Below are 7,201 nucleotides of genomic sequence, written 5' to 3'. Positions count from 1 at the left end.
GGCGGCCTCGGCGGCGGGGAGCTGCGCCCCGGCACGCCGACCGCGAACCCGGTCGCCGCGGCGCCGACGCCGCCACAGCCGGGCGGCGGCCTGGCCGGCCCGGCCAACCGGCTGTCCCCGACCCGGCTGGAGCAGCTGTGGCAGCGGGACGCGGACCGGATCGGCGCGCTGTTCGGCACCGCCGACGATCCGCTGCGGGCCGGCCGCGTCGAGGCCTGGCGCGACCTGGCCTCGGCGCGGACCGAACTGGGCCGGGCCCAGCAGGTGTTGCACGACCTGGAAATCCGCCCCGGCGGGTCCTCCAAGCCGTCCCCGTTCGAGCGCGACGCCCGGCTCGCGGTGGACCACGCCTCGGCCAAGGTGGAGACCGCGCTCACCCGGCTCGACCAACTCGGCGTCGACCCGGCCCGGATCGACAAGGGCCTCGCCCAGGTCCAGGCACAGAGCCTGCTGGAGCACCCGAGGCTGGTCGGCGGCAGCGGGCACGGTTCGGGCGGCGGCTCAGCCGGCTCGAACATGTTGCCGACCGCGTCGGTCGCCGGGAACGTCCCGCCGCCGACCGCGATCACCGCCCTGCATGTCGGTCTCGACTCGACCACGCTCGACGGTGCGGCCATCCGCACGACGGTGCACGACGGCTACCGCGTAACCGACCCCGCGACCGGCCACTCCATCCGGTACGGCAACGACGGCCACGTCCTCGACGAGGGCCTTGCCCTAGCCTCACCGCACGAGCCCGGGTTCGTCGTCGACAACGGCACCGGCTGGCCCTTCCTCACCGACGTGCACGGCAACCCCGTCACCGGCGTCGACGTCACCGTGGTGCGGGGTGGTTACCGGGTCACCGACCCCGCCGGGGGCCACAGCATCCGCTACCGCACCAACGGGGCCATCGCCGACCAGGGCATCGCGCTCGGTGGGACGGGCGCACCCCACTTCGTGGTGCACAGCGACGTCCGGCCTCCGGTCCTGACCAACGCCCACGGCAAGCCGATCACCGACCACACCCTCACCACGATCCCCGACGGCTACCGGGTCACCGATCCCGCCACCGGCGGGTCCGTCCGGTACGGCGGCGACGGCCACATCGTCGAACGCGGCACCGCGCTCCAGGGCGCCGGCGAGGCCCACTTCGTCGTGCCGGGCGAGCACGGCCCCGTCCTCACCGACGTGCACGGCAACCCCGTCACCGGCGTCGACGTCACCGCGGTCAACGGCGGCGGCTACCGCATCACCGAACCCGGCAGCGGCGCCACCACCCGCTACCGTGCCGACGGCAGCGTCGCCGAGCACGGCATCGCCCTGGGCGGCCCCGGCGAGTCGCACTTCGTGGTATTCCGCGACGGCCGGCCCCCGGTACCGACCGACGTGCACGGCAAGCCGGTCACCGACCACACCCTGACCGAGCTCGACAACGGCTACCGGGTGACCGACCCCGCGACCGGCCACTCCATCCGTTACGACGGCAACGGCAGCGTGGTCGACCGAGGGTTGGCCCTGAACGAGCTCGGCGAGCCCCGCTTCATCGTCGGCGGTGACACCGGCCACGTGCTCACCGACGTGCACGGCAATCCCGTCGCCGGCGTCGAGGTCACCCCGCTCACCGGCGGCGGCTACCGGGTCACCGAACCGGTCGGCGGCCACAGCACCCGCTACACCGCGGACGGCTGGGTCGCCGAGCACGGCATCGCACTCGGCGGCCCCGGCGAACCCCGCTTCGTGGTCGGCGAAAACGCGCACCGCAGCGTCACCGACCTCCACGGCGCCCCGGTCGGCGACCGCAACCTCACCACCGTCGACAACGGCTTCCGGGTCACCGACCCCGCCACCGGCCACTCGGTCCGCTACGACCCCGCCAACGGCGGCTTCGAGCGCGGCACGCTGCTCGGCGGCGAGGGCGAGTCCCACTTCGTCGTCGCGCGTGGCGACGCCGACCACATCCTCACCGACACGCACGGCACCCGCGTCGTCGATGTCGAGGTCACCGCGCTCGACGGCGGCGGCTTCCGGGTCACCGAGCCGGGCGGACACAGCACCCGCTACCTCGCCGACGGTTCGATCGCCGAACACGGCATCGCCGTCGGCGGACCCGGCGCAGCCCGCTTCGTGGTCGGTGACGACACAGGCCGTTTCCTCACCGACGTACACGGCACCCGGGTCACCGACCGCAACCTCACCACCGTCGACAACGGTTTTCGCGTCACCGACCCCGCCACCGGTCACTCGATCCGCTACGACACCACGACCGGCGCCCTCGAACGCGGCACCGTGCTGGGCGGTACCGGCCAAACCCGGTTCGTGGCGGGCGACACCCTCACCGACACGCACGGCACGCCGCTCCCCCCGGAACAACGGCTCACCCGGCTCACGGATGCCAACGGCACGCACACCGGCTACCGGGTCGAGGTCGCGCATCCGAACACCGTGCGCCACGGGGAGTTCCACGAGTTCCGGCTGGACGGAACGGTCACCCGCGAGGGCCTCAACGTGCTCGACGACGGTCGGTTGACCAAGCACCAATACATCGTCGACCACACCACACCGACGCCCACCTGGCGCCAGGAGTTCCGCCCCGGCCAGTCCCCCGACCAGGGCTTCACTCCCAACGACTTCCAACACGGCACGGTGGACCTGCACGGCGCCGCCAACGGTCGGATGCAACTCAAGTCGAACACTCCGGGGAAGGCGGTCGTCTTCGAACGCCGACTGCTGCCGAACGGGAACACCCTCGACGCGTTCCGCCGTACCGACCTCAACGGCTTCGGCTCGTTCAGCCAACGCACCAAGTGGGTCGAGTGGGGCACGGACGGCGTCCCCCTCGACAAGGGTTCACGCAAGTTCGACACGTCCGGCTTCGGCTACACGGACGTCAACGAGCGTTTCATCACGGTGCGCGAATTCCGGGACACACTCCAGAAGTTCGACAACAAGGCCGGGCACACGCTGGGCATCAAGGGCGCCGACGGCTGGACCTGGCATCGCTACGACGGCGCGGGGCAGGAGCTGGCGAGTGGTCCGCGTACCCCGCACCGTGACGGCGGCTGGAGCGACCGGCACGGGCCGACGGCCGGCACGCACGCCGGTGAAGTGGTGCAGAAGCAGTGGGGTCCGATGCACCGGACCGACCACGCCCGGCACTACCTCGAACACCCGCTGGACAACGCCGGAATCCGCAAGGCGTCCTGGGACGAGCACTCGCCGCAGGGCAAGGAGACCGGCAAGCACGAGGTCAAGCCGGACGGCTCGACGTTCACCACGACCCGCATCTCCGAGCAGCGGCCGCCGCAGTGGGCCCGCAAATGGCTGAGCAACCACAGGGTCGAGCCCACCGGCACCCAATCGTTCCTCGCCTCCGACACCCGCTACCAGGTGTTCACCTGGGAGAAGTCAGCCCTGGACGCGGACGGAAACCTGGTGCGGAGCGGCGGCGTTCGGTTCGTCGGCGACGACGGCAGCTCGTTCGACATCCTGGCCGACGGCGGCTTCGCCCGCTCGCAGACCAAGTTGGCCGACGGCACGACGCTCAAGGTCGGCGACTCGGTGACGCCGCACCCCTCGGCCCCCGCCGGGGCGACCCCGTGGAGCCGGGGCGACGAGGTCGGCTACCGGCTGGAGACCCCCAACAACGGACCGGGCGGGGAGATCTGGCAGGACCTGCGTCCGGTGGTGGGCGCGGACGGCACCACCCGGTGGGCAGTGGTGCGCGAGGGCTTCCCGAACGGCAACGTCCGCCACTACACCACGCCGGAACCACCCGCTCCCGCCAGCACCGGCCACGCGGCCAATCCGAACAGCAACTGGGTCGAGTACGACGGCCACGGCTACATCACCGGCCGCAAGGACACCTGGGAACTCGCCGACGGCAACTCGATCACGATCGTCGCGCGCGGCTCGTCGACCGCGAAGACCTGGCAGTGGGAACGGATCAACGCCGCCGGTGAGGTACAGGAGTCCGGCAAGCGTGTGCTCTTCCGCAGTTCGGACGACCCCAAGCTGCCCTTCGACGACTCGTTCCGGGATTTCGACGCGACGAACAACCTGGTGCGCGAGCGACGCATGCTCGACAGCGGTCGGTACGTCGACTCGTGGAAGGTGCCCGGCACCGACACCTGGACGTGGCAGAAGTTCGACCGGGCCGGGCAGATCGTCCCGAGCGAGGGCGACCGGGTGCGGACCTGGTGGAACCCGAAGGCGGACAACGGCGCCGGTGCATGGCAGGCGACTCCGCTCGACGGCAAGAACCTGCTCTTCCGCGACTCGACGGTGCGCGCGGGCGTGACGTCGGTGATCCACGAGACCCCGCCGCACATCACCGACGCACCGGCACGCGTCCGCGAGTACGGACCGAACGAGGGCACCTCGCCGAACACCTCCACCTGGAAGGAGTTCGACCACGGCACCGTCGTGCGCACCCGCGAGGCCAAGAGGACGCCCGACGGGCAGCTCTACTTCCTGGAGACGGACGCGTGGCGCGGCCAGTGGCGGCGCTACGACACGGGCGGCCATCTGGTCTCGCGGCGCACCGACGGCGGCGCGGTGATCGTCAACGACTCGCTGAACCGGTGGCGGGTGGTCGGCAGCGAGTACGACTTCCGCGGCCAGATGACCGAGGTGCGCGGCTGGGTGCGGCGCATCCGTGAGGGTCAGCGCATGCCGTGGTCGGGCAGCACCGTCGGTATCGACGCCACGCGGTTCCGTACGGCGCTGGCCGGGCTCCCGGGCATCCCTACCTCCGGGACCGTCACCCTGGCCGAGGCCGCCTACCAGAGCTACGGTAAGTCGGTCCTGGTCAAGAAGCTCGCGGTGGAGTTCGCCCAGGAGTTCGCGATCGAGTTCACCGCGAACATCATCGTCGCCGACATCAACGCGCGGGCCCAGGGCAAGAGCCTGTCCGACGTCGACTGGGGCAAGGCCGCGCTGAACGCGGCGGTGGGCGGCGTGGTCAAGGGCGGCGTGGGCGCCTTCGTGCACGAGAACAAGATGGACGGCTTCCGCAAGCTCGGCGACTTCAAGAGCGGCTACGGCAACATCGACGGCGGCAAGCACTGGAACCGCCGGCCGGGCAACCACGACAAGACGTGGGCCAACGAGTGGGCGGGCAACGAGACCGCGGTGCGCTGGCGCAGCGGCACCTACGACTTCGGCTACAGCGCCGGCGTCGGCCTGTTGGCCGGGTTGGTCAACGGCAGCATCAACGCGAGCGTGTTCGGCGTCAAGGACTCCGACGGCGTCACCCACAAGCTCTCCGGCTGGGAGGCGCTGGGGGACGGCGCGATCGCATCGTTGTCCGGCGTGATCAGCACCGGCAGCGTCTCGCTCGCCCGTGTCGGTTTCCTCAACGCCGCCGGCGGCCGGTTCTTCCACCGCCAGGGAGCCACCGAGTTCCTGCTCAATATCGGCTTCAAGATCGGCGAGAAGATGTTCAACGGGTGGCTGCTGCCGCAGGTGCGTGCGGGAATCAACCCGGATTGGTACCGGCACAAGGATGCGTAGCGCACAGATGTCGAGCGTCGAGCGTCGAGCAGGCGGCTCCACCGCGCCGGATGTCCGGGTGGCCGCCAAGGGCCGGGGCACGCATCGCCGGATCGCGGACGCGGTCCGCGCCGCCGCCCCCGGCGCGACCGTGCTGATCGCGGCCGGTCACTACACCGAATCGCTGGTGCTGGCCCGGTCGGTGACGCTGTGTCCGGAACCGGGCGGCGGCGAGGTGGTGCTGACCGCGAGCGCCGAGGGCCCGGCGATCACCGTCGACGCGGCGGACTGCGTGGTGCGCGGGCTGGGGCTGTACGGCGCGGGCACCGACGCGCCGGCGGTCAGCGTGGGTCCGGGCGCGGGTCTGATCCTGGCCGACTGCACGGTCACGGGCGGCCGGATCGAGGTGCGCGGCGGGCCCGATCGGGACGCGGAGGACGGCGGCGATCCGGACCTGGACGCGCCGCCGACGGCCGCCGGCACGACCTCGGCGCTGCTGCTCACCGGCACGCGCATCCGTGGCACGCGGCTCGCGGGCCTGCATGTGTCCGGGGACGCGCGGGCCCGGGTCGAGGACGTCGAGGTGAGCGCCGTCGAGGGCACCGGGATCGTGGTGTCGGGCAGCGCGCGGGTGGGCATCGCGCGGCTGCGTCTGGACGCCACGTCCGGTTCCGGGATCCGGCTGCGCGGGCGGGCGATGTTGCGCCTGACCGATTCGGTGCTGGGCGGCTGCGGTCGGGTCGGGCTGCTGCTGGAGGACGCCTCCTCGGCGGTGGCCGGCGAGAGCCGGGTCAGCGCGCCGGGCGCGGCCGGCATCCGGCTCGGCGGCAGCGCCCGGGCCGAGTTGACCGACTGCCGGATCCTGGACGCCGCCGCGGCCGGCCTCGTGCTCGACGGCACCGCGCGGGTGGTCGCCCAGGGCTGCTCGGTGCGCCGCTCGGCGACCAACGGTGTACTTCTCACCGAGGGCGCGGGCGCCGACCTGACCGACTGTCGCATTCTCGATTCCGGCTACGGTGCGGTACACGCCGCCGGTACCGCCGTGCTCAAGCTGGCCGACTGCCGGGTCCAGGGCACGCCCGAACACGGCGTGCACACCGTGGACACCGCCCGAGCCGAGCTGACCGACTGTACGGTCTCGGCCGCGGCGATGACCGGGATCGCGGTCACCGGCCGCTCCTCCGCGGCGCTCTCCGGCTGCCTGGTCGCGGACACCGCGACCGGGATCGGGATCGGTTCGCCGACCGGATCGCGGGTGTCCGGATGCACGGTGCGCGCGGCCGGGCGCACCGGGATCGAGGTCACCGGCGAGGGTGTCGCCGAGTTGGCCGGCAACCGGGTCGCCGGCGCGGGGGCCGCGGGCATCGTGTTCGACGCGGGTTCGCGGGCCGAGTTGGCCGGTGGCTCGATCGAGGACTGCGCCGGCTCGGGCCTGGTGGTGTGGACCGGCGCCCGGCCGAACGTGCACGGCCTGCGGATCGAACGGCCGGGCAAGAACGGCCTGTACGTCGCCGAGCAGGCCGGCGGCACCTTCACCGGGTGCGATGTGATCGGCGCCGGTTATGCCGCGCTGCATGTGGGCGGCGGCGCGGATCCGCTGTTCCGCCGCTGCCGGGTGCGCGAGTGCACCGACGAGCTGAGCACCGAGCCGGACGCCGCGCCGGTGTTCGACGAGCGGGCGTGCGAATGGCACCGGGAGCGAGCGGGGGTGCGAATGGCACCGGGACTG

2 protein-coding genes are annotated in these 7,201 nt (G+C 72.3%); both read left to right on the top strand.

Annotated features, from left to right (window positions below):
• Positions 1–5,493: hypothetical protein (locus tag ABZS54_RS41395; RefSeq protein WP_355548126.1), on the top strand; the 5,493-nt coding region annotated here is incomplete at its 5' end.
• The coding region (locus ABZS54_RS41390) for a right-handed parallel beta-helix repeat-containing protein (protein ID WP_355548124.1) at positions 5,486–7,201 on the top strand (1,716 nt) is incomplete at its 3' end. The genes ABZS54_RS41395 and ABZS54_RS41390, both read left to right, overlap by 8 nt.

Origin of the sequence: Embleya sp. NPDC005575 (assembly GCF_040605455.1) — a bacterium.
In the GTDB taxonomy this organism is placed as follows: domain Bacteria; phylum Actinomycetota; class Actinomycetes; order Streptomycetales; family Streptomycetaceae; genus Embleya.
This window is presented reverse-complemented; position numbering and strand designations above follow the sequence as displayed.